Raw genomic sequence first — 21,946 nt, forward strand, 5'->3', positions numbered from 1 at the left:
TTCGATGGTGATCCGGATCGCCGCCGTGGGCGACGTGCATCTGGACGAGGACGTGGTGGGCCGGTTCCGCCCGGCGCTGGAGGAGCTGCCCGGCTGCGCCGACGTGCTGCTGCTCGCCGGTGACCTGACCCGGCACGGCACCGAGGCCGAGGCGCGGTGCGTGGCCCGGGAGTTCGGGGATCTCGGCGTACCGGTGATCACCGTGCTCGGCAACCACGACCACCAGTGCGACGAGGTGCCGCAGGTGGTGAAGGTGCTGGAGGACGCCGGGATCATTGTGCTGGAGGGCACCGGCACGGTCGTGGACACCCCCGGCGGACGGCTCGGGGTGGCCGGTGTGAAGGGGTTCGGCGGCGGGTTCGCCGGGCGGTGCGCCAGCGACTTCGGCGAGCCGGAGATGAAGGCGTTCGTGCGGACCACCCGGGAGAGCGCCGACTCGCTCGCCGGCGCGCTGCTCTCGCTGGAGTGCGACGCGCTCGTCGCGCTCACCCACTACTCCCCCGTGCCGGACACGCTCGCCGGCGAGCCGCTGGAGATCTACCCGTTCCTCGGCTGCTATCAGCTCGGCCAGGCGATCGACTCCGCGCCCACCACCCTGGCGCTGCACGGCCACGCCCACCACGGCACCGAGCGCGGCACGACACCGGGTGGGGTCCGGGTCCGCAACGTGGCCCACCCGGTGATCAAACAGGCGTACAGCGTCTTCCACCTGGGCGGTGACCAGCTCGACTGACCGTGAGGAGGTTTCCGGTACGGGATGTCCGGGTATCCAGCTGACATGGAGCTGATTCTCTGGATTCTCGCAGTCGTACTGGTGGTCGCCGGAATTCTCGCCCTGTTCCGCCGGCAGATCCTCTGGGGCATCGTCCTCATCGTCGTCGGCCTGCTGGTCGGCCCGGGTGGCGTCAGCATCTTCAGTTAACCGCGGTTCTCATACCCGCCGGGGTCGCCGGGCCCGGGCGTTCCGTCCTGCCGGACCGGAACGCCCGGGCCGGGTGACCCCGGCCTTTCTCGCGTCCGGAAAGGGCCGCCACCGGGCGTTTGCCGGGGCGGTCGAGCGGAAACATCTCGACCATGGAGATGTCGCAGACCTTCGCCCGGCGCACCACCGGGGCCCGCCAGTGGTTGGCGCTGCTCGGCTTCGGCGCCGCAAGCTTCGCCGCCGCCGCGATCGGCGGGCTGGGTGTACAGGGCACCTCCGCCGAATACCAGAGCCTGGAGCAGCCCGCCTGGGCGCCGCCGTCGTGGCTGTTCGGCCCGGTCTGGACCGTGCTCTACGTGCTCATCGCGATCGCCGGCTGGCTGGTCTGGCGCCGGGCCGGGTTCGGCCCGGCGGTCTGGGCCTGGGTCGTGCAGCTCGTGCTGAACGCGATCTGGACCCCGCTGTTCTTCGGCGCCGGGGCGTACGGGCTGGCGTTCGCCGAGATCGTGCTGATGTGGCTGGCGATCGGTGTGACGGTGGCCCTGTTCCGGCGCATCTCCCGGCCGGCCACGTTGCTGATGCTGCCGTACTGGGCCTGGGTGACGTTCGCGTCCGCGCTGAACTTCGCCGTGTGGCGGCTGAACTCCTGACCGGCACGGGCGCGGGGGCCGCTCGCTCCCGCGCCCGCCGGGTTCAGCAGCGGGGTACGCCCGGGATGTAGCCGTCGTAGCCGGTGTAGACGTACGCGTCGGAGACGAACCGGCCGGAGCCGATCCGGTCCCAGATCGCGCTGGTGCCGTACGTGCCGGTGACGCTGGTGCCGCTGGTCTGGCACTGGATGGTCACCTTCGCCCCGTCGGCCACCGTGCCGACCGAGCTGTACCCGGTACCGGGGCCGGAGCGGACCGTCAGCGGGGAGCCGGCCGTGTTGACGGTGCCCTCGCCGGTGTTCGCCCCGCCGCAGCCGTTGTCACTCTTGTAGGTTTTCGTGCCCCAGTAGAGCGCCTGCGCGCCGTTGAACTTGATCTTGACGGCGCTGCCGCTCGACCGCTGCTCGTAGTGCAGGTGCGGGCCGGTGGAACCGCCGGTCGTGCCGACGTAGCCGATCACCCGGCCGTAGCCGACGGCCTGACCGACCGAGACGTTGAAGGCGTTCAGGTGGGCGTAGTAGGTCGTCCAGCCGCCACCGTGGTTGATCCGGACGTACTTGCCGTAGCTGGTGTTGCCGAGGTTGGTCACCACGTCGACGGTGCCGGGCGCGCTGGCGACCACCGGGTCGCCCAGGTCGTCGGTGCGGTTGAAGTCGATCGCGTTGGCCGGACTGTGGTTGGTCCGGGTCTGACCGGACCAGGACTGGTCGCACGGGAACGGGACCTTGAACGTCGGGGCGGCCATCGCCGGCGCGGCCGGCACGAGGGTCGCCGCCAGGACCGCGGCGCTCGCCCCGAGGGCGAGCCATCGCTTACGCATCCACTGCCTCCAATGTCGAAAGTCTTCAATACGATGAGGACATCCTGACAGAAAGCTCCGATCCCGGGAAGTTTCGTGGGAGCGCACCCATCGCCCGTGGCCAGGGTTTCGGGATTGTTACCGGGCCGTGTCCGGTCAGGGGTGGACCCCGACCCGATGCAAGCGCTTACATGTGGAGACGACCATCGGACCGGCGCGGGTTCGATCCCCCCACGCGCCGGCAAGGAAGGAGATCGGCATGGCGTTTGCCAGATCGCGCCAGGCGCTCGCGGTCGCCGGCGTCCTGGGGCTGGCGCTCGGCGTCGCCGCCTGCGGCACCGGCGACGACAAGAACAGCAGCAACGCGGGCTCGGCCGAGTGCGGCGCATACGAGAAGTACGACGGTCACGACGGCAAGAAGGTGACCGTCTACTCCTCGATCCGTGAGATCGAGGACGAGCGCCTCCAGCAGTCCTGGAAGGAGTTCGAGGACTGCACCGGCATCGAGATCGACCACGAGGGCTCCGGTGAGTTCGAGGCCCAGCTGCCCGTGCGGGTAGACGGCGGCAACGCCCCCGACCTCGCCTTCATCCCGCAGCCGGGTCTACTGAAGCGGTTCGTCGACTCGGGCAAGCTCAAGCCGGTCGGTGCCGACACCAAGGCGATGGCCGAGCAGAACTACTCCGCCGACTGGCTGAAGTACAGCACCGTCAACGGCCAGCTCTACGGCGCTCCGCTCGGCTCGAACGTGAAGTCCTTCGTGTGGTACTCGCCGACGACCTTCAAGGAGAAGGGCTGGACGGTCCCCGCCACGTGGGACGACATGATCAAGCTCTCCGACCAGATCGCTGCGAGCGGCACCAAGCCGTGGTGCGCCGGCATCGAGTCCGGTGACGCCACCGGCTGGCCGGCCACCGACTGGATCGAGGACGTGCTGCTGCGTACCGGCGGCCCGGAGGTCTACGACAAGTGGACCACCCACGAGATCCCGTTCAACGACCCGCAGGTGGCCGACGCGCTCAACCGGGCCGGCACCATCCTGAAGAACGAGAAGTACGTCAACGGCGGCTTCGGCGGCGTGAAGAGCATCGCCACCACCTCGTTCCAGGAGGCCGGCACGCCCATCACCGCCGGCAAGTGCGCGCTGCACCGCCAGGCGTCGTTCTACGCCAACCAGTGGCCCGAGGGCACCAGGGTGGCCGAGGACGGCGACGTCTTCGCGTTCTACTTCCCGGCCATCGACCCGTCGAAGGGCAAGCCGGTTCTGGGTGGCGGCGAGTTCGTCGCGGCCTTCGCCGACCGTCCCGAGGTCCAGGTGGTGCAGACCTACCTGGCCTCCGGCGAGTTCGCCAACAGCCGCGCCAAGATCGGTGACTGGGTCTCCGCGAACAAGAAGCTGGACCTGAACAACGTCCCGAACCCGGTGGACAAGCTCTCCGTGGGCATCCTCCAGGACGAGAAGACGGTCTTCCGCTTCGACGGCTCGGACCTGATGCCGGCCGCGGTCGGCGCCGGCACCTTCTGGAAGGGCATGGTGGCCTGGATCAACGGCAAGGACACCACCACCGTCCTGAACGACATCGAGGGCAGCTGGAAGTGATCTAGCAGGTGGCCCGGTCCGCGTCGGCGGACCGGGCCACCTCTGCTAGCCGAACCCTTGAGGGAGGGTCGATGGAGTTCGACTTCGCGGCGGAGCAGCCGAAGTTCCTCATGCTGATGTACGGGCTGATCGCCTTCGTCGCGGTGGTGGGCGGGCTGCTCCTGCTCCTCGACGTGGTGCCGTCGTACTTCGCCCGGCGCCGGGAGGCACAGCTCGTCGCGGCCTCGGCGAGCGGCGCGCCGCTGCCCCGCCGCCGCAAGCAGGGCGAGGGTGCGTTCGCGTTCTTCTTCCTGTTGCCGACGCTGCTGCTGCTCGCCGTCGGGCTGGTGGTACCCGCCGTCCGCACCACGCTGCTCTCCTTCATGGACTCCAGCAGCAGCGACTGGGTGGGCCTGGCCAACTACCGCTGGATGTTCGCCGAGGACTCGATCGTCCGGGTCCTGATCAACACGCTGATCTGGGTGCTGCTGGTGCCGCTGGTGGCCACCGCGTTCGGCCTGATCTACGCGGTCCTGGTGGACAAGGCCCGACTGGAGGTCGTGGCCAAGTCCCTGATCTTCCTGCCGATGGCGATCTCGTTCGTCGGCGCCGCCATCATCTGGCGGTTCGTCTACGCCTACCGGGGCGTCGGCGACCAGATCGGCCTGCTCAACCAGATCGTGGTGAGCCTGGGCGGCGAACCGAAGCAGTGGCTGCTGAACCCGCCGCTCAACACGTTCCTGCTCATCGTGATCATGGTGTGGATCCAGGCCGGCTTCGCGATGGTGGTGCTCTCCGCCGCGATCAAGGCCATCCCGGCCGACATCGTCGAGGCGGCCCGCCTGGACGGCACCACCGCGTGGCAGATGTTCTGGCGGATCACCGTCCCGAGCATCCGGCCGGCGCTGATCGTCGTGGTGGTGACGATCTCCATCGCCACGCTCAAGGTCTTCGACATCGTCCGTACCGCCACCAACGGCAACTACGACACGAACGTCATCGCGACCGAGATGTACAACCAGGCGTTCCGTTACCAGGAGAACGGGCAGGGCTCGGCCCTGGCGGTGTTCCTGTTCGTCCTGGTGATCCCGATCGTGATCTACCAGATCCGCAACCTGCGCAAGCAGCGGGAGGGCTGAGATGACCACCGCCACGCCCACCGTCGGAGTCGGCGCCCAGGCCACCGAACCGACCACCCGGGGCGCCCGGGTGCGCAAGCGCCTGAACAGCCGTACCGCCACGCTCGTGTCGATCGTGATCGCGGTCCTCTGGACGATCCCGACCTTCGGCCTGTTCATCTCCTCGCTCCGGCCGGAGAACGAGATCAAGACCACCGGGTGGTGGACGTTCTTCACCAACCCGCAGATCACGCTGGAGAACTACCAGGAGGTGCTGTTCAGCTCCGGCTCGTCCGGGCAGCTGGCCAGCTACTTCATCAACTCGCTGGCGATCACCATCCCCTCGGTGCTCTTCCCGCTGGCCTTCGCGTCGCTCGCCGCGTACGCGCTGGCGTGGATGAACTTCAAGGGACGGGACTGGGTCTACATCGGGATCTTCGCGCTCCAGATCGTGCCGCTGCAGATGGCCCTGGTGCCGCTGCTGCGCTTCTTCTCCACCGGCGTCAGCATCGCCGGGGTGCAGATCCTCCCCGCGTGGGACCTGGTCGACGAGCAGAAGTTCGCCCAGGTGTGGTTCGCGCACACCTGTTTCGCGCTTCCGTTCGCCGTGTTCCTGCTGCACAACTTCATCTCGCAGCTTCCCGGCGACCTGATGGAGGCGGCCCGGGTCGACGGGGCCACCCACCCGAAGATCTTCCGCACCATCGTGCTGCCGCTGATCATGCCCGCGCTGGCGGCGTTCGGCATCTTCCAGTTCCTCTGGGTCTGGAACGACCTGCTGGTCGCGCTGATCTTCGCCGGTGGCGGCGACGAGACCGCCCCGCTCACCGTCCGGCTCGCGGAGCTGGCCGGCACCCGGGGCAACGAGTGGCAGCGGCTGACGGCCGGCGCGTTCGTGTCGATCGTCGTACCGCTTATCGTGTTCCTGTCCCTCCAGCGCTTCTTCGTGCGAGGTCTGCTCGCCGGCAGCGTCAAGGGTTGATCCGATGCCCCGCCGCCGGCACGGCCGGCGGCGGGGTGCGGGTCACAGCGGGGAGCTCACGATGACCAGGATTGACGACGTCGCCCGTCTGGCCGGGGTCTCCACGGCCACCGTCTCCCGGGCGCTGCGGGGCCTGCCGACGGTCTCGGCCGCGACCCGCCGCCGGGTGCTCGCCGCCGCCGAACAGCTCCAGTACGCGGTGTCGCCCAGCGCGAGCCGGCTGGCCGGCGGCCGGACCGGCACCGTGGCGGTGGTGGTGCCCCGGATCACCAGGTGGTTCTTCGGCACCGTGGTCGAGGCGGTCGAGGAACTGCTCCAGGACAGCGGCTACGACCTGCTGCTCTACAACCTCGGCGGCCGGGAGCGGACCCGTCGGCGGGTCCTTCGCACGGCGAGCCTGCACAAGCGCGTGGACGCGATCATCCTGGTCGCGACTCCGCTGCGCGCGGCCGACGTGCAGGCGCTGACGAAGCTGGACCTGCCGGGCGTCACGATCAGCTCCGGCAGCGAGGTGCCCGGCTGGCCCTGCGTCCGCATCGACGACGTGGCCGCCGCCCGCACCGCCACCCGCCACCTGCTCGACCTCGGCCACACCCGGATCGCGCACATCTCCGGCGACCCCGACGACGAACTGGCCTTCACCACCCACCTGGACCGGCGGCGCGGCTACCAGGAGGCGCTACGGGCCGCCGGGCTGCGGCCCGACCCGAGCCTCGACGTCGAGTCGCAGTTCACCATCGACGGCGGCACCCGGGCCACCGCCGAGCTGCTGGCCCGGGGCGAGCCGCCGACGGCCATCTTCGCCGCCTGCGACGAGATGGCGATGGGAGCGATCACCGCGCTGCGCGACGCCGGGCTGCGGGTGCCCGACGACGTGAGCGTGATGGGCGTCGACGACCACGACCTGGCCGGCGTGCTCGGGCTCTCGACGATCGCCCAGCCGGCCGCCGAGCAGGGGCTGCTCGCCGCCCGCATCCTGCTCGACCCGCTCGGCGTACGGGCCACCGAGCCGTACCCCGGCCTGGTGCCCGCGCCGCGCGGCGCCGACACCGGCGACGGGACACCGCCCCCGGTGATCCTGCCCACTCGCCTGGTGGTGCGCGAATCGACCGCGCCACCCCGGGCACACTGAACGAACTCGCTCGTCCCGCACCACCCAGACAGGAGCAAGGCGCTGAACACCGACGCGACGCAGCAGGCCCCGGGCACCGGCTGGTGGACCGAGGCGGTCATCTACCAGGTCTACCCGCGCTCGTTCGCCGACTCCGACGGCGACGGGATCGGCGACCTGCCGGGCATCACGTCCCGGCTCGACCACCTCGCCGAGCTGGGAGTCGACGCGGTCTGGCTGTCCCCGTTCTACCCGTCCCCGCAGGCCGACGCCGGGTACGACGTGTCCGACTACCGCGACGTCGACCCGCTGTTCGGCACGCTCGCCGACGCCGACAAGCTGATCGCCGAGGCGAAGGCCCGCGGGCTGCGGGTGATCGTCGACCTGGTGCCCAACCACACGTCGTCCGCGCACCGCTGGTTCGAAGCAGCAGTCGCCGCCCCGCCGGGCAGCCCGGAGCGGCAGCGCTACGTCATCCGCGACGGCAGGGGCCCGGACGGCGCCGAGCCGCCGAACGACTGGGTGAGCGTGTTCGGCGGCCCCGCCTGGACGCGACTGCCCGACGGGCAGTGGTACCTGCACCTGTTCGACTCCGGCCAGCCCGACCTCAACTGGGACAACCCCCAGGTACGCGAGGAGTTCCTCGACGTGCTGCGCTTCTGGCTGGACCGGGGCGTGGACGGCTTCCGGGTGGACGTGGCACACGGCCTGATCAAGCAGGCCGACCTCGCCGACTGGCAGGAGCCGCAGGAGATCCTCTCCGGCAGCGAGGTGGACAAGCCGCGCCCGCCGATGTGGGACCAGGACGGCGTGCACGAGATCTACCGGGAGTGGCGGCGGGTGCTCGACTCGTACCCCGGAGAGCGGATCCTCGTCGCCGAGGCGTGGGTGGAGCCGGCCGAGCGGCTGGCCCGGTACGTGCGCCCGGACGAGATGCACCAGGCGTTCAACTTCGAGTACCTGCTGGCCGCGTGGAGCGCACCGGCCCAGTACGCGGTGATCACCCGCTCGCTGGAGGCCACCGACGCGGTCGGCGCACCGACCACCTGGGTGCTGTCCAACCACGACGTGGTCCGGCACGCCTCCCGGCTCGGACTCGGCACCGCCGGCGGCCGGGCCAACGGCGTCGGCGTGGACGACCCGCAGCCGGACGCCGCGCTGGGTCTGCGCCGGGCCCGGGCGGCCAGCCTGCTGATGCTCGCGCTGCCCGGCTCCGCCTACCTCTACCAGGGTGAGGAACTGGGGCTGCCGGAGCACACCACGCTGCCCGACGAGGCCCGGCAGGACCCGACCTGGAAGCGCAGCGGGCACACCGAGCGCGGCCGGGACGGCTGCCGGGTGCCGATCCCGTGGGAGGCCGACGCCCCGTCGTACGGGTTCGGGCCGACCGACGCGAGCTGGCTGCCCCAGCCACCGGTGTGGGCCGAGTACGCGCTGGACCGGCAGCGCGGCGTGCCCGGCTCGACGTACGAGCTGTACCGGACCGCGCTGCGGCTGCGCCGCGAGCACGCGCTGGCCCGCGGCCCGCTGCGGTTCCTGACCACCGGCGACGAGGTGCTCACGTTCACCAACGGCGACCTCACCGTGCTGACCAACTTCGGCACCGACCCGGTGTCGCTGCCGGCCGGCGCCGAAGTGCTGGTGTCGAGCGCGCCGCTGGACAACGCCGCGGTCCCGACCGATGTCACAGCCTGGTTCCGGGTGTAAGGAAGGGCCCCCTATTAACGCCTCCGGTAGAGGAAGGGCCCCTTTTTAACAGCGAGTGTTAAGAAGGGGCCCTTCCTTCCAGGCGGTCGGCGCGGGCGTGCAGCAGGTCGTGCACCTGCGCGATGTCCCGCGGCGACGTGCGGGCGGCCAGCCAGTACATGACGCCGGTCGGAATGAAGAAGAGCTGGAACGCGGCCAGCCCCACCGCGTAGTTCAGCGGCGGCGGGAAGGCCGCCCGCAGCCCGGCGAACGCCACACCGACCAGCCCGTTGCCCGCCGCCCGGCCGACGCCGTTGACCAGGTTGCCCAGGCCGTAGACGGTGCCCCGGTGCTCGGGCGGGTTCACGTCGGCGATCAGGGCGAACCAGTTCGGCGAGTTCGCCGACGTCAGCGCCAGAGCCACCACGGCGGTGAGCAGGCTCAGCCCCACCGACGGTTCGGTCAGCACGCTGGACAGCACGGCCGTCACCACCGCGCCGGAGCCGGCGCCGTCGGGCACGTCGATGCGGATCGGCACGAAGAACAGGACCAGGTAGAACGGCAGCGCCGCGAGGATGCCGACGGCCGCGACCAGGGCCCGGCCGCTGGGCGTACGCCGCTGCAGCGCATCACCCACCAGACCGCCCACGATGGACAGTACGCCGCCGAGCTGGAACAGGGTGGCGAAGACGCTGCCCACCACAACGGCCGTGGCGGGTGAGTAGCCCTGCGCCTGCGCCCGCTCGCTGAACAGCACCGGCAGCCAGACCAGCGAGCCGAACGCCGCCTGGGCGGTGAGCCCCTGCAGGATCAGCCAGCGGTTGGTCCGGCGGGCCAGGATCCGGGGCAGGTCGGCGCGGCTGATCCGGTAGTCGTACTCGTTCCCGGCGTCGATGGCCCCGGCCAGCTCCGGTTCGCTCTGCCCGCGGCGGATATCGTAGGTGAACAGGTACGCCACTGTGGCGACCAAGCCCACGCCGGTCAACAGCAGGAACGGCCGCCGCCAGTCGGTCGCGCCGAGCACGCCGCCGAGCAGCGTCCCGGCCAGTGTGCCGACCCCCTGGGACAGCCCCCAGAAGCTCATCACCAGGCCCCGGCGGCGCGGTGAGATCAGGTCGGTGACCACGGAGAACCCGACCGAGCCCACGGCACCGAGCCCGACCGCCCCGACGAACTGCGCGACCAGGAACGTCGCGTACCCCCCGGCGAGCGCGCTGCCCCCGGTGCCGGCCGCCCAGAGCAGCGTGCCGACCATGAGCAGCGGCTTGCGGTTGGTGCGGTCCCCCACGTACGCCCAGCCCACCGCCGCCATCGCGCTGACCAGGAAGCTGACGGCGGTGACCAGGCCGAGCATCCGCTGCGGGACGTCGAGCGCGGCGGAGATCGGCCCGTACAGCGGGGGTACCAGGCCGATCGCCACGTTGTCCAGCGAGGCGAGCACCACGAAGACCACGACGCTGTAGAGCCGGTGTGCCGCGTTCCCGCGCCGGGGGGTCCTCGTGCCCTTCATGCAGGGCAGCCAATCAGGTGCGGGCCGGTTCCGGGACACCGCCCCCGGCCGACGCGCCCGTTAATACTGCTACGGCGGATCGTGACTTTCGGATGTTTTGAGTCGTTTGCGGTAGTGGCTGGCTTTCGCTTGGGCTTGCCGGTGGCGGCGCCAGTTTGACCAGTGCAGTACGTGGTCCGCTGCGGTGCGTCCTGTGAGGACGAGTTTGGTGAACAGGCGGCGGATCTCGTTGCTGCTCAAAGGGATGAACGTGTCTGGGGCGGGATCCGCGCCCCCTTTTCGGGGTCCTTGTCGGCTTCGGTGGCGCGGGTGGCGACCAGGAACGCGGCGGCGGTCATGGCCAGGGTGATGTGGGCGTACCAGGCGTCGTAGCGGCGGACCTGGTACTGGTCGAGGCCGACTTCGTTCTTCGCGGTCTGGAACGACTCCTCGACCGCCCACCGGGACCCGGCGACGCGGACCAGTTCCCGCAGCCGGGTGCCGCGCGGGCCGAAACACACGTAGTAGGCGATGTCGGTGGGATCGCTGATGCTGCGCCGGGCCAGGACCCAGCCGCGACGCTCGTTTGGGAAGGTCTCCCGGGTCGGTAGCCGCGCCCAGTCGTAGCGGCGTGGACCGTGCGCGCCGTCACCACAGGACAGCCTCGTCCACGATCGGGCCGGCAGCTTGGCGATCAGGGCGTCGACCCGGGTGGTGGTGAACAGCCCGGAGGCGACCTGGTCGTCGCAGCGGGTCGCCATCACATACGAGATGTCCTGTTCCTGCAGCCAGCCACGTAGGCCCGGGTTCTGTCCGTAGGCCTCGTCGGCGGTGAACCACGCGAACGGCACCCCTGCGGCGATCGCTCTCTCCAGCATCGCCCGCGCCTGCTGCGGCTTGGTCGCGAACGCCACCTCGTCGGGAATCGCCGCGTCCCGGCACCGCTGCCGGTCCTCGGTCCACGACTTCGGCAGGTACAACTCCCGGTCGATCAACGCCCGACCCTTGCCGGAGGCATAGCACAGGAACGTGCCGATCTGACAGTTCTCCGTCCGCCCCGCCGTCCCCGAATACTGCCGCTGCACCCCCGCAGACCGGGTTCCCTTCTTGAGGAACCCGGTCTCGTCGGCAACCAGCACCGCAGCAGGGTCGCCGAGGTGTTCCACCAAGTAGTCGCGCACATCATCACGGACCGCGTCGGCATCCCAGCAAGGGCTACACAGCACCGCCTGCATCCCGTCCGGTGACCGGTCACCGGCCTGCTCCGCGAGAGTCCACCCGTTACGCCGCTCCAACGGCGACAGCAGCCCCCGCACATAAGCGAACGCCCGTTTCCGCGGCTCCACCCGCGAGAACCGGCCCGCGATCCGGGCAAACAAGTCACCCAGCCCGTTTTCCCACGACTCAACCAGCCCAACGCTAACCACAATAGACTAACGACCCGTAACCACCCGAAGTTGCGAACCACCGTTGCAGTATTAATAAGGGGCCCCTCCTCTACCGCAGGCGTTAAGAGGGGGCCCTTCCTTACCCCCGGGCGTGGGCGTAGCGCTCGCGGATGGCGGGGACCACGTCGCCCGTGTACTCCTCGGTGTCGCCGATCGACCAGGCGGGCGGGGTGTCACCGCCGAGCGCCACCCAGGCGGCCTGCCGGGCCGCGCCGTCGGCGACGTACTCGCCGGGCGGCGGCACGACCACCGGGCGGCCGAAGACCTGCGGCGCGATCCGGCGCACGGCCTCGGACCGGGCGCCACCGCCGACCAGGATGATCCGGTCGGCGCGGGCGCCCTGCGCGACGAGCGCGTCGAGGCCGTCGGCCAGCCCGCAGAGCATGCCCTCGACGGCGGCCCGGGCCAGGTGCGCCGGGGTCGACGTCCCCAGCGTCAGGCCGGTCAGCTCGCCGGTGGCGTGCGGCCGGTCCGGCGTCCGCTCCCCCTCCAGGTACGGCACCAGCACCAGCCCGTCCGCGCCGGGCGGTGCGGACAGGGCCAGCTCGCCGAGCCGGTCGAGGTCGACGCCGAGCAGTGTCGCGGCGGCGTCCAGCACCCGGGCCGCGTTGAGCGTGCACACGAGCGGCAGGAACCGGCCGGTGGCGTCGGCGAATCCGGCCACCGCGCCACCGGCGTCGGCAGCCGGGGTGTCCGCGACCGCGAAGACGGTGCCGGAGGTGCCGATCGAGACGACCACGTCGCCCGGACCGGCCCCGGCGCCGAGCGCGGCGGCGGCGTTGTCCCCGGTGCCCGGCCCGAGCAGGATCCGCCCGGCGGCGTCCGGCCCTCCGGACGGGCCCGCGCCGGACGCCGCGCCGCCGAGCACGGCCGGGTCGAGGTGCCCGGCCGCCTCGGCCGGACCGAGCACGACCGGCACCTTCGGGCATCTGCCGAAGGCCCGCTCCAGCAGGTCCAGCCGGTACTCGCCGGTGCGCGGCGACCAGTAGCCGGTGCCGCTGGCGTCGCCCCGGTCGGTGCGCAGCGCGTCCAGGCCGGGAGCGCCTGCCAGCCGCCAGGTGAGCCAGTCGTGCGGCAGGCAGACGGCCGCGACCCGGTCGGCGTTGTCCGGCTCGTGCCGGGCCAGCCAGCGCAGCTTCGTCGCGGTGAAGCTGGCCACCGGCACCGCGCCGGTGGCCTCGGCCCAGAACCGGCGGCCGGTCTCCCCGCCGCCGGCCTCCGCGACCAGGTCCCGGGCCGCGTCGGCGGAACGGGTGTCGTTCCACAGCAGCGCCGGGCGGACCACCTCACCGGAGGTGTCCAGGCAGACCATGCCGTGCTGCTGGCCGCCGACCGAGACGGCGGCCACGTCGGCCAGGCCACCGGCCTCGGCGACCGCCGCCCGCAGGGCCTCCCACCAGGCGTACGGGTCGACCTCGGTGCCGGGCGGGTGCGGCGCGCGGCCCTGCCGGACCAGCGCGCCGGTCTCCGCGTTTCGGACGACCACCTTGCAGGACTGGGTCGACGAGTCGATACCCGCGACGAGCGGCACGGCGGCCCGCCTCAGCGCGCGCCGAGCACGTGCTCGACGGCGAGCTGGTTGAGCCGGACGAAGCCGAAGCCCTTCGCCCCGGCGGCATCCGGGTCGAACTCCTCGAACGCGGTCCGGTCGGTCAGCAGCTCACGGTAGCCCTCACCGGGGTCGAGCGTCGGGGTGGCCAGCTCGGCCACCCGGGCGGCGGCGAGCGCCTCGGCCACCTCCGGGTCGGCGCGGAACGCCGCGGCCCGCTCCTTGAGCAGCAGGTACGTCCGCATGTTCGCTTCGGCCGAGGCCCACACGCCGGTCATGTCCTCGGTGCGGGACGGCTTGTAGTCGAAGTGGCGCGGGCCGTCGTAGGCCGGGCCGCCGTTCGGGCCGCCGTGCTCCAGCAGGTCGACCAGGGCGAACGCGTTGAGCAGGTCGCCGTGGCCGAAGACCAGGTCCTGGTCGTACTTGATGCCGCGCTGGCCGTTGAGGTCGATGTGGAACAGCTTGCCCTGCCAGAGCGCCTGGGCGATGCCGTGGGCGAAGTTCAGGCCGGCCATCTGCTCGTGCCCGACCTCCGGGTTGAGCCCGACCATCTCCGGGCGGGCCAGCGTGGAGATGAAGCCGAGCGCGTGGCCGACGGTGGGCAGCAGGATGTCGCCGCGCGGCTCGTTCGGCTTGGGCTCCAGGGCGAAGCGCAGGTCGTAGCCGTTGTCGACGACATACTCGCAGAGCAGGTCGACGGCTTCGCGGTAGCGGTCGAGCGCGGCCTGGACGTCCTTCGCCACGTCGTACTCGGCGCCCTCCCGGCCGCCCCACATGACGAACGTCCTGGCGCCCAGTTCGGCGGCCAGGTCGATGTTGCGCAGCACCTTGCGCAGTGCGTACCGGCGCACGTCGCGAGCGTTGCTGGTGAAGCCGCCGTCCTTGAACACCGGGTGGGTGAACAGGTTGGTGGTGACCATCGGCACGACCAGGCCGGTCTCGTCGAGGGCCTTGCGGAAGCGGTTCAGCCGGGCGTCGCGGGTGGCCGTGTCCGCGCCGAACGGGACGAGGTCGTCGTCGTGGAAGGTGATGCCGTACGCGCCCAGTTCGGCGAGCCGGTGCACGGCCTCGACGGCGTCCAGCTCGGGCCGGGTGGCGTCACCGAACGGGTCACGGGCCGGCCAGCCCACCGTCCACAGGCCGAAGGAGAACTTGTCCGCGGGGGTGGGGCGGGGCGCCATGGCAGACCTCCAGGTGGTGTCGTCCGCGATTTGTTCAGCGGTTGAATTAAATGGCGGTGATGTGGCAGTGTCAAGTGGTGACAAGCACCAGCACCGCCGGGGCGGTCCGGCAGGGCAGCCTGCGCGAGTTGAACCTCGCGGTGGTGCTCCGGCGGATCGCCGCCGCCGACCGGCCGCCCTCGCGCGCCGGGATCGCCGCCGGCACCGGCCTGACCCGGGCCACCGTCTCTGCCGTCGTGGACGACCTGATCGCCGGGCGGCTGGTCGCCGAGGCCGAGCCGGAACCGCGTACCGGTGCGGGCCGCCCGGCCCGAGGGCTGGTGCTCGCCTCCGACGGCCCGGCCGGGCTGGGCCTGGAGGTGAACGTCGACTACCTGACGGCCTGCGTCGTCGACCTGACCGGCACGGTCCGGCACCATCTGGTCCGCCGCGCCGACCTGCGCCCGGTCTCCCCCGCCGACGCGCTCGCCCGGCTCGCCGCGCTGGCCGCCGAGGCGCGCGCGGCTGCCGTACGCGACGGGCTGACACTGGCCGGCGCGGCGCTCGCCGTGCCCGGTCTGGTGGACGACGGTGGTGTGGTCCGGCTCGCGCCGAACCTGGGCTGGCGGGACGTGGACGTGCCGGCGCTGCTCGCCGGGCACCAGCTGGCCGAGCCGGTCGACGGGGTACCGCCGCTGGTGGTCGACAACGAGGCGAACCTGGCCGCGCTGGGCGAGCTGTACGCCGGCCCGGCCGGCCCGCGCAGCTTCCTGCACGTCACCGGCGAGATCGGCATCGGCGCCGGGATCGTGCTCGACGGCGCGCTCTACCGGGGCGCGCGCGGCTGGAGCGGAGAGATCGGTCACTTCCCGGTGCAGCCGCAGGGACGGCCGTGCCGCTGCGGCGGCCAGGGCTGTCTGGAGCGGTACGCGGGCCAGGAGGCGATCCTGGCCGCCGCCGGGCTGCCCGGCGCGGAACTGCCGGCGGACACCGCCGCCACCCGGCTCGCCGACCTGGCCGAGGCCGGTGACCCGGCCACGCTGACCGCCCTGACCGACGCCGGCACCGCTCTCGGAGTGGCGGTGGCGGGCGTGGTGAACCTGCTGGATCTGGACACCGTGGTACTCGGGGGCGGATACGCCCGGCTCGCGCCCTGGCTGCGGCCGACGGTGGAGGCGGAGGTCGCCCGGCGGGTGCTCACGGCCGCCTGGGCCCCGGTCACGGTGCGTCCGGCCGTGCTCGGGGCGCAGTCCGCGGCGGTCGGCGGCGCCGGCTCGGTGGTCCGCCGGATCGTCGACCGGCCGGTGGGATGGCTGACCCGGACCACCTGACCCGGGATGATCCTCGACGGGCATTCCGTGCCTGCGCTCGGTACGCTTGCCGCCAGCCGACATGTCCGCCGAGCGAGGGGTGCACCGACAGCATGCGCAGGGGTCGACCGACCGAAGCGCCCGGCCACCGGAGGTGACCGCCGCGCGCCGGGGCGGTGTCGCGGGGCCGGTCAGCGGCGGTGGACACGCCTCGCGGAGACGGACCCGGCGGGTTGCCGGGGCCGCGTTGCCGGCTGACGACCACCTGGCCCGGGAGCTGCTGGACGGGCTCGCCGAGGCGGTCGTGACGGTCGACCAGGCAGGCGTGGTGACGCTCGTCAACGCGATGGCCGCCGACCTGCTCCCCGAGGTGGCGCCCGGCGTCGACCTGGCCGCCTGCCGGGTGCCGGCCCTGGCCGACGCCGCCGGGTCGGACTCCTTCGAGACCGAACACCACGGCCGGCGGCTGCGCGGCCTGCGACGTCCCCTGGCCGACGACCGTAGCGCCTGGTACGTCCGGGACGTCACCGAGGAACACGCTCGCACCGACGCGTTGCTGGCCGAACGGTCGCGTACCGCGTTCCTCGCCGAGGCGGGCAGCCGGCTCGGGCTGTCCCTGCACCGCGAGCAGACGCTGCGCACCGCCGTGACGCTGCCGGTGCCCTACCTCGCCGACGCGGCAGTCGTGGTGCACCGCCCGCCTCCGCCCGCCGAGGACCAGCCGCACTGGATCCGGTACGCCACCGGTGACCCCGGCCCGGTCACCGGCCTGGCCGGCTGGCCCGTTGTCGAGTCCGTCCCCGGCCTGGTCGAGGCGCTGGATGGCGACCTCACCGAGCCGACTCCGTGGCTGGACGCCGAGCTGGCGGATCTGGCCGAGGTGCTGCCCGCCGGGTTCGGCCGCCCGGGCACCGTGCTGATCAGCCCGATGCCCAGCGCGGGCGGTCCGGCCGGCGCACTGGTGCTGGCCCGCCGCCGGAAGCGGCCCGGTTTCGACAAGCGGGAGATCGGCCTGGCCCGGGAGTTCGCCGGCCGGGCCGGTGCCGCGCTCGCCGCGGCCGAGCTGTACGGCGAGCAGGCGCACCTGGCCCGGGTGCTCCAGAACAGCCTGCTCCCGCCGGCGCTGCCCCGCCTGTCCGGGATGACCCTCGCCGGCGGTTATCGCGCCGCCGGGGACAGCCTGCGCATCGGCGGCGACTTCTACGACCTGTTCCCCACCGGCGACGGCGGCCTGTTCGCGCTCGGCGACGTCTGCGGCAAGGGCGTCGGCGCAGCAGTGCTGACCGGCCGGGTCCGTCAGTCGTTGCAGACCCTGCGCCTGGTCGAGCAGCGTCCCCGGGAGCTGCTGGAGCTGCTCAACCGGGCGTTGCTGGACGCTCCCGACGCGGCCCGCCGGGCCCAGTTCACCACGCTCCTGCTCGGCGCGCTGCGCCGCGAGCCGGACGGCGGGCTGCTGATCCGGGTGGCCGGTGGCGGGCATCCGTCGCCGCTCGTCGTCCGCGCCGGCGGCGGCGTCGAGACGGTCCGGGTGGGCGGCATGCCGGTGGGCGCGCTCACCGACGCCCGGTTCGCCGACGCCGAGGTCCGGCTGGCGCCGGGTGACCTGCTGCTGGCGTACACCGACGGGGTGACCGAGGCCCGGGGCGGCCCGACCGAGCCGGCCATGTTCGGCGACGCCCGGTTGCGTCAGGCGCTCGCCACCGGCGCCGGGCTACCACCCGCCGCGCTCGTCGACCGGGTGCTTCAGCTCGTCGACGAGTGGCTGGACGGGCAGTCCCACGACGACATCGCCATGCTCGCCGTGGCGGCCGGGTGACGCCGCCGCCTGGCCGCCCCACCTCCGCGGCCGAGCGCCGGATCGGGCTGGACACGCTCGCCGCGTACCTCGGTCACCTGGACGCCGCCGACCGGGCCGGCGCGGTCGCGCTGGCCAGCGGCCTGCTGGCCGACGGGTTCTCGGTCACGGACGTCCTGGTGGACCTGGTCGCGGTGGCGCAGCGGGAGGTCGGCCGGCGCTGGTTCACCGGCTCGTGGAGCATCGCCCAGGAGCACGCCGCCACCCACGTCAGCGAGCTGGTGGTGGACGCGCTGGGCGCGACGATCGGCCCGCCGCGACGCGGGCACGTGGTGATGGCCTGCGTCGAGGGCGAGTGGCACGCGCTGGCCGCCCGCATCGTCACCGAGGTGGTCCGGGCGGCGGGCTGGCGGGTGACGTTCCTCGGCGCCAGCGTGCCGGCCCGGCATCTGGTCTCCTACCTGCACCAGACCGGCCCGGACGCGGTGCTGCTCAGCTGCGTGCAGCCGAACCGGCTGGTCCGGGCGGCACGGATGGTGGAGGCCAGCCGCGCCGCCGGGGTGCCGGTGCTGGCCGGTGGACCCGGCTTCGGCCCGGACGGCCGGTGGGCCGCCACGATCGGCGCGGCGGGCTGGGGCGCCAGTGCCCGGGACGCGGTGGCGCTGCTGGAACGGCCGTTGTCGGCCGCGCACACCGGCGCACCGCCGCCCCCGCCCGACGACGCGTACGTGGCGGTGCTGCACCGGCGGCGTGAGCTGGTCCGGCTCGCGCTGGCCGCGGTCGACCCGCCGCAGGAGAACGCGGAGGACGTCGCCGCCGGCATCGCGCACCTGGTGGACGCGCTGATCGCGGCCGTGCGGGTGGACGACGACCGGCTGCTGCGGGACTTCGTCGGGTGGCAGGAGGAGGCGCTGACGTCCCGGGGCGGCCGGGCGCTGCTGGGCGAGGTGCTCGGCACGCTGGAACGGGCGCTCACCGAACATCCCCGGGTGGTGGCCCGGTTGCGGGCCGCCCGCGACGGCGCGCCGGACGGTCCCGGCCGCGCCGGCTGAGTCAGGCGGTACGGGCCGCCGAGGGCTCGCCGGACGGCCGGGTGGAGTCGCCGACGCGTTCCCCGGAGGGTTGCAGCATCGGCCAGCCGTCCGCCACTGTGGCCTCCCCGCGCCGGCCCACCTCGTCGAACTCGCGCATGCCGCGTACCAGCGCGGCCCGGCCCTCCGGGCTCATCCCGGCCAGGATCCGCTCCAGCCGGTGCCGCCGGTCGGCGCGCAGCTCGGCGAGGAGCCGGACGGCGGTGGGCGTGAGGTGCAGCGAGATCTCCCGCCGGTCGTAGCGGCCCGGCTCGCGTTCCAGCATCCCGGCCGCGACCAGCCGGTCGCACAGCCGGCTGGCGGAGGAGAGCAACATGTCGGTGAGCGTGGCGAGCCGGCGGAGGTTGATGCCGTCATACTGCTCGACGACCATGATCGCGCGCAGCTGGGCACTCGACAGCCGGCTGGTGGTGCGCTCCCGGGCCGCCTCCCAGACGGCGAGCAGGGTGCCTGCCGCCTCGTCCAGGGCGGCGGACATACTCGTTCCGGGTTCCAGAGGGCTGCGCTCTTCGGTCATGGTGGGCCCGAGACTACTCCCCGGATCTGCCCGGCGACCTGTGCAAAGGAGCAAAGATGAGCGGAGCGGAGGGCCGCGCGCGCCGGATTCTGACCGAGGCGCCGACGGATCTCATCGTGGACCGCCTCGCCGCCGAGCTGGCCCGCACGTACGGCGTCACCCGCACCGCGCTCCACCAGGTCGACTACCGGCTCGCCGAGCTGCTGCCGCTGGGTGACGGCCCGTCGGTCACCGGTCCGGGCCACCCGGCCTGGCGGGCATTCGACCATCAGGAGCCGATGATCGCCGACGGGGTCGGCTGGTTCCCGGTGGGTATGCGCGGCGAACGCCGGGGCGTGCTGGAGGTCTCGCCGGTGCCCGCCGACCCGCACGCCCGCCGGGAGCTGGACACGATCGCCACAGTGCTCGGGCACGAGCTGAGCGCGGTCATGGCGACCACCGACATCTACCGCACGGCCCGGCGCAGCCGGCGGCTCACGCTGGCCGCGGAGATGCAGTGGGAGCTGCTGCCCGGGCGCAGCCGGATCCGGCCCTCGTTCAGCCTGGCCGGGCAGCTCGAACCGGCGTACGCGGTGCGCGGGGACAGCTTCGACTGGTCCGACGACGGTCACCGGCTCTGGCTGGCGGTGCTGAACGGCTTCGGCGAGGGGGTGGCCGCGGCGCTGCTCGCCTCGCTGGCCACGTACGCGCTGCGCAACGCGCGCCGGGCCGGGCTCGGTCTGGCCGATCAGGCCGCGCTGGCCGACCAGGCGATCTATGCGCAGTACCGGGGCGAACAGCACATGTCGGCGCTCCTGATCGAGCTGGATCTGGCCACCGGCGAGCTGACCGTGGTCGACGCCGGTTCCCCCCGGCTGGTGCGGCTGCGTGCCGGTACGGTGACCGAGCAGGAGCTGGACGAGCAGTTCCCGCTCGGCATGTTCGAGGGCACCGACTACCGCCCGCAGCGGTTCCGGCTGCAGCGCGAGGACCGGCTCTTCGTGGTCAGCGACGGGGTGATCGACGCCACCACCGAGCAGGTGCGCTACGGCGAGGCGGCGCTGGACCGGTTCCTGCGCCGGACCGGGCCGATGGAGCCGCTGGACGCGGTCCGGTCGCTGATCGGCGACCTACGGGCCTTCGTCGCGGGTGACCTGGTGGACGACGCGGTGGTGGTCTGCCTCGACTGGCTGGGGCCGCAGCCCTGACCCGGTCTCCTCAGTACGCGCCGCGGCTATTGACCACCGCGCCGAACGTCTTCCAGAGGATGGTCAGGTCGGCGGCGAGCGACCAGTTCTCCACGTAGTAGAGGTCCAGCCGGATGCCGTCCTCCCAGCTCAGATCCGACCGGCCGCTGACCTGCCAGAGGCCGGTCATGCCGGGCTTGACCAGCAGCCGGCGTGCCACGTCGCCGTCGTAGCGGGCCACCTCGGATGGCAGCGGCGGGCGCGGGCCGACCAGGCTCATCTGGCCGAACAGCACGTTGGCGAGCTGGGGCAGTTCGTCCAGCGACCACTTGCGCAGCAGCCGGCCGACCCGGGTGACGCGCGGGTCGTCGCGCATCTTGAACATCAGGCCGTCGGTCTCGTTGCGCGCGGCCAGCTCGGCGAGCAGGGCGTCGGCGTTGACCACCATGGTGCGGAACTTGAAGACGCCGAACTCCTCGCCGCCCTGACCGACGCGGGTCTGCCGGAACAGCACCGGACCGCGACTGTCGATCTTGATGGCCAGCGCGATCACGGTCAGCAGCGGCGCCAGCACGAGCAGGGCGATCAGCGAGATCGACCGGTCGACGAAGCCCTTGACCAGCTTGCGGGCGCCGCGGAACTCGGGCGCCTCGACGTGGATCAGCGGCAGGCCGGCGACCGGACGGGTGTGGATGCGCGGCCCGGCCACGTCGGTCAGCGCCGGCGCCACCACCAGGTCGACGCCGGTCCCCTCCAGCTGCCAGCCGAGGCGGCGCAGCCGGGTCGCGGTCAGCTCGCCGGAGGCGGTGACCGCCACCGTGTCGGCTCCGATCGCAGTGGCCGCCTCCGGGATGCCCCGGAAGCTGCCCACCACCGGCACGTCGCCCAGCCGCTGCGGCACCGGGGCGAGCAGCGCGTCCGGGATGCACGCGCCGACCACCTGGTAGCCGGCGTACGGTTCCCGGCGCAGCGTGTGCACCAGCTCCAGCACGTGCGCGGTGTCGCCCACCACGAGCACCTTGCGGGACCAGCCGGCGCCCCGGTCGCGGGCCCGGTGCAGCCGCTTGCGGGCCGCGAACCGCGCCACCTCCAGGCCGATCGTGCCGACCGCGAAGGAGATGGCCAGGAAGCCCCGGGAGACGCCGACATCGGCGATGTACCCGGCGATGGCGATGCCGCCGGCGAGCCGCAGGCTGGCGGCGCTGACCCGGCGGTACTCGTCGGCGCCGTAGCCGAGCACCTGGTCGTCGTAGCACCGCATCGCCTTGAGCGAGACGAGCCAGACCAGCAGGAGCGCCGGGGCGACCACCACGTACGGGATCTCGGACCCGGTCGGTTCCTCGTCGCCGAACCGGGCCAGGTAACCGACCAGGATGGCCACGGCGAGCACGGCGGTGTCCAGCACCACCAGGACCCGGATGTAGGCCCGCTCCGCGGCTCGCGTCGTCTTGCCGGGGCGTTCACCACCGGGTCGCGACGACGTGGCAGGGGTCAACAGTGTCGCCGAGGTCACCGGCCCTCCCCACTTCGCTCAGGACCGCCCCGTCCCCGCCCGGCTCCGGTGTGGAGCCTGC

Annotated in this window: 18 protein-coding genes and 1 pseudogene; 12 read left to right on the forward strand and 7 right to left on the reverse strand. The window is 72.6% G+C overall.

Going from position 1 to position 21,946, the window contains the following annotated elements; genetic code table 11:
• Positions 1 to 4 precede the first annotated feature (4 nt).
• The 3 genes from C569_RS30470 to C569_RS0117105 all read left to right on the forward strand — a co-directional run bounded on the left by C569_RS30470 (position 5) and on the right by C569_RS0117105 (position 1,572).
• Entirely contained in the window at positions 5 to 733 is a 729-nt protein-coding gene (locus C569_RS30470; protein WP_018786996.1) for a metallophosphoesterase, read from the forward strand.
• A gap of 45 nt (positions 734 to 778) precedes the next feature.
• A complete protein-coding gene (locus tag C569_RS33755) occupies positions 779 to 922 on the forward strand; it encodes a GPGG-motif small membrane protein (RefSeq protein WP_018786997.1) in 144 nt (47 codons plus the stop codon).
• Positions 923 to 1,074: 152 nt separating this feature from the next.
• Entirely contained in the window at positions 1,075 to 1,572 is a 498-nt protein-coding gene (locus tag C569_RS0117105) for a TspO/MBR family protein (RefSeq protein WP_018786998.1), read from the forward strand.
• A 43-nt stretch (positions 1,573 to 1,615) separates the two neighbouring features.
• On the opposite strand, the gene C569_RS0117110 is transcribed toward C569_RS0117105, so the two are convergent.
• A complete protein-coding gene (locus C569_RS0117110; protein ID WP_018786999.1) occupies positions 1,616 to 2,392 on the reverse strand; it encodes a M23 family metallopeptidase in 777 nt (258 codons plus the stop codon).
• A 238-nt stretch (positions 2,393 to 2,630) separates the two neighbouring features.
• Between C569_RS0117110 and C569_RS0117115 the strand changes: the two genes are divergently transcribed.
• The 5 genes from C569_RS0117115 (at position 2,631) to C569_RS0117135 (ending at position 8,868) form a co-directional block, all read left to right on the forward strand.
• Positions 2,631 to 3,971, forward strand: a complete 1,341-nt coding sequence (locus tag C569_RS0117115; RefSeq protein WP_018787000.1) for an ABC transporter substrate-binding protein — start codon at positions 2,631 to 2,633, stop codon at positions 3,969 to 3,971.
• Positions 3,972 to 4,042: 71 nt separating this feature from the next.
• On the forward strand, positions 4,043 to 5,089 hold the full coding sequence (locus C569_RS0117120) for a carbohydrate ABC transporter permease (RefSeq protein WP_018787001.1): 1,047 nt from the start codon (positions 4,043 to 4,045) through the stop codon (positions 5,087 to 5,089).
• A 1-nt stretch (position 5,090) separates the two neighbouring features.
• A complete protein-coding gene (locus C569_RS0117125) occupies positions 5,091 to 6,050 on the forward strand; it encodes a carbohydrate ABC transporter permease (protein ID WP_018787002.1) in 960 nt (319 codons plus the stop codon).
• 61 nt (positions 6,051 to 6,111) lie between these two features.
• Complete coding sequence (locus tag C569_RS0117130) at positions 6,112 to 7,182, forward strand: LacI family DNA-binding transcriptional regulator (protein ID WP_026268273.1); 1,071 nt, start codon at positions 6,112 to 6,114, stop codon at positions 7,180 to 7,182.
• Between the two features lie 42 nt (positions 7,183 to 7,224).
• Positions 7,225 to 8,868 carry an alpha-amylase family glycosyl hydrolase gene (locus C569_RS0117135; protein WP_026268274.1) on the forward strand — a complete coding sequence of 548 codons (1,644 nt, stop codon included), beginning with the start codon at positions 7,225 to 7,227 and terminating at the stop codon, positions 8,866 to 8,868.
• Between the two features lie 58 nt (positions 8,869 to 8,926).
• Here the strand turns inward: C569_RS0117135 and C569_RS0117140 are convergent, their stop codons facing one another.
• The 4 genes and pseudogenes from C569_RS0117140 to xylA form a co-directional block, all read right to left on the reverse strand.
• Positions 8,927 to 10,357, reverse strand: coding sequence for an MFS transporter (locus C569_RS0117140; protein ID WP_026268275.1), 1,431 nt, complete (start codon positions 10,355 to 10,357; stop codon positions 8,927 to 8,929).
• A 281-nt stretch (positions 10,358 to 10,638) separates the two neighbouring features.
• Positions 10,639 to 11,748, reverse strand: a pseudogene (locus C569_RS0117145) (IS701 family transposase); the annotation flags it as partial.
• 115 nt (positions 11,749 to 11,863) lie between these two features.
• On the reverse strand, positions 11,864 to 13,315 hold the full coding sequence (gene xylB, locus C569_RS0117150) for a xylulokinase (RefSeq protein ID WP_018787007.1): 1,452 nt from the start codon (positions 13,313 to 13,315) through the stop codon (positions 11,864 to 11,866).
• Positions 13,316 to 13,326: 11 nt separating this feature from the next.
• A complete protein-coding gene (xylA, locus tag C569_RS0117155; protein ID WP_018787008.1) occupies positions 13,327 to 14,514 on the reverse strand; it encodes a xylose isomerase in 1,188 nt (395 codons plus the stop codon).
• A gap of 50 nt (positions 14,515 to 14,564) precedes the next feature.
• On the opposite strand from xylA, the gene C569_RS0117160 reads away from it, so the two are divergent.
• From C569_RS0117160 to C569_RS0117170, 3 genes are all read left to right on the forward strand, one after another.
• Positions 14,565 to 15,824 (forward strand): ROK family protein, encoded by a 1,260-nt coding sequence (locus C569_RS0117160; RefSeq protein WP_026268276.1) that lies wholly within the window; start codon positions 14,565 to 14,567, stop codon positions 15,822 to 15,824.
• A gap of 226 nt (positions 15,825 to 16,050) precedes the next feature.
• Positions 16,051 to 17,619, forward strand: coding sequence for a PP2C family protein-serine/threonine phosphatase (locus tag C569_RS0117165; protein ID WP_231394817.1), 1,569 nt, complete (start codon positions 16,051 to 16,053; stop codon positions 17,617 to 17,619).
• Positions 17,616 to 18,650 carry a B12-binding domain-containing protein gene (locus C569_RS0117170; RefSeq protein ID WP_018787011.1) on the forward strand — a complete coding sequence of 345 codons (1,035 nt, stop codon included), beginning with the start codon at positions 17,616 to 17,618 and terminating at the stop codon, positions 18,648 to 18,650. The genes C569_RS0117165 and C569_RS0117170 overlap by 4 nt, the downstream gene beginning before the upstream one ends.
• 1 nt (position 18,651) lies before the next feature.
• On the opposite strand, the gene C569_RS0117175 is transcribed toward C569_RS0117170, so the two are convergent.
• On the reverse strand, positions 18,652 to 19,167 hold the full coding sequence (locus C569_RS0117175) for a MarR family winged helix-turn-helix transcriptional regulator (RefSeq protein ID WP_018787012.1): 516 nt from the start codon (positions 19,165 to 19,167) through the stop codon (positions 18,652 to 18,654).
• Between the two features lie 95 nt (positions 19,168 to 19,262).
• Here C569_RS0117175 and C569_RS0117180 point away from each other — a divergent pair, with 95 nt between their 5' ends.
• Entirely contained in the window at positions 19,263 to 20,393 is a 1,131-nt protein-coding gene (locus tag C569_RS0117180) for a PP2C family protein-serine/threonine phosphatase (RefSeq protein ID WP_018787013.1), read from the forward strand.
• A 10-nt stretch (positions 20,394 to 20,403) separates the two neighbouring features.
• Here the strand turns inward: C569_RS0117180 and C569_RS0117185 are convergent, their stop codons facing one another.
• Complete coding sequence (locus C569_RS0117185) at positions 20,404 to 21,885, reverse strand: sugar transferase (protein ID WP_018787014.1); 1,482 nt, start codon at positions 21,883 to 21,885, stop codon at positions 20,404 to 20,406.
• Between the last annotated feature and the right edge of the window lie 61 nt (positions 21,886 to 21,946).

The sequence above is a fragment of the Micromonospora sp. CNB394 genome, from assembly GCF_000374985.1.
Classification (GTDB): Bacteria; Actinomycetota; Actinomycetes; order Mycobacteriales; family Micromonosporaceae; genus Micromonospora; species Micromonospora marina.

Bases quoted from the DNA above. Each gene is read 5' to 3' on its own strand.
- C569_RS30470 (WP_018786996.1), top strand. From the start codon at position 5: ATGGTGATCCGGATCGCCGCCGTGGGCGACGTGCATCTGGACGAGGAC.
- C569_RS33755 (WP_018786997.1), top strand. From the start codon at position 779: ATGGAGCTGATTCTCTGGATTCTCGCAGTCGTACTGGTGGTCGCCGGA.
- C569_RS0117105 (WP_018786998.1), top strand. From the start codon at position 1,075: ATGGAGATGTCGCAGACCTTCGCCCGGCGCACCACCGGGGCCCGCCAG.
- C569_RS0117110 (WP_018786999.1), bottom strand. From the start codon at position 2,392: ATGCGTAAGCGATGGCTCGCCCTCGGGGCGAGCGCCGCGGTCCTGGCG.
- C569_RS0117115 (WP_018787000.1), top strand. From the start codon at position 2,631: ATGGCGTTTGCCAGATCGCGCCAGGCGCTCGCGGTCGCCGGCGTCCTG.
- C569_RS0117120 (WP_018787001.1), top strand. From the start codon at position 4,043: ATGGAGTTCGACTTCGCGGCGGAGCAGCCGAAGTTCCTCATGCTGATG.
- C569_RS0117125 (WP_018787002.1), top strand. From the start codon at position 5,091: ATGACCACCGCCACGCCCACCGTCGGAGTCGGCGCCCAGGCCACCGAA.
- C569_RS0117130 (WP_026268273.1), top strand. From the start codon at position 6,112: ATGACCAGGATTGACGACGTCGCCCGTCTGGCCGGGGTCTCCACGGCC.
- C569_RS0117140 (WP_026268275.1), bottom strand. From the start codon at position 10,357: ATGAAGGGCACGAGGACCCCCCGGCGCGGGAACGCGGCACACCGGCTC.
- xylA (WP_018787008.1), bottom strand. From the start codon at position 14,514: ATGGCGCCCCGCCCCACCCCCGCGGACAAGTTCTCCTTCGGCCTGTGG.
- C569_RS0117160 (WP_026268276.1), top strand. From the start codon at position 14,565: ATGGCGGTGATGTGGCAGTGTCAAGTGGTGACAAGCACCAGCACCGCC.
- C569_RS0117175 (WP_018787012.1), bottom strand. From the start codon at position 19,167: ATGTCCGCCGCCCTGGACGAGGCGGCAGGCACCCTGCTCGCCGTCTGG.
- C569_RS0117180 (WP_018787013.1), top strand. From the start codon at position 19,263: ATGAGCGGAGCGGAGGGCCGCGCGCGCCGGATTCTGACCGAGGCGCCG.